This is a genomic window from Winogradskyella poriferorum, assembly GCF_050618035.1.
Lineage (GTDB): Bacteria > Bacteroidota > Bacteroidia > Flavobacteriales > Flavobacteriaceae > Winogradskyella > Winogradskyella poriferorum_A.
The window spans coordinates 1-206 of record NZ_JBODPY010000376.1; the positions used below are offsets into that span (position 1 = coordinate 1).

Annotated in this window: 1 protein-coding gene; it reads right to left on the reverse strand. The window is 33.0% G+C overall.

Going from position 1 to position 206, the window contains the following annotated elements:
• The coding region (locus tag ACRHOC_RS16120; RefSeq protein WP_431159551.1) for a hypothetical protein at positions 1-194 on the reverse strand (194 nt) is incomplete at its 3' end.
• Positions 195-206: the final 12 nt, after the last annotated feature.

Consider the following 206-nt stretch of genomic DNA (forward strand, 5'->3'; position numbering starts at 1 on the left):
CCACGAATAGATGGTAGTTTTTGTGATTGTTTTTCATCTTTTATTTTAATTGTAGCAGGGGCAAAATATTCGTAATCCGCATACCTCAAATAGGTGTATCCGCAGACCAAAGGCCTTACAACCGAAATTGTTAATAACTTCCAATTAGACAAATCCACAACTAAGATGTGATTTAATTCGTTATTATTTTTCATGCTCTAATTCTA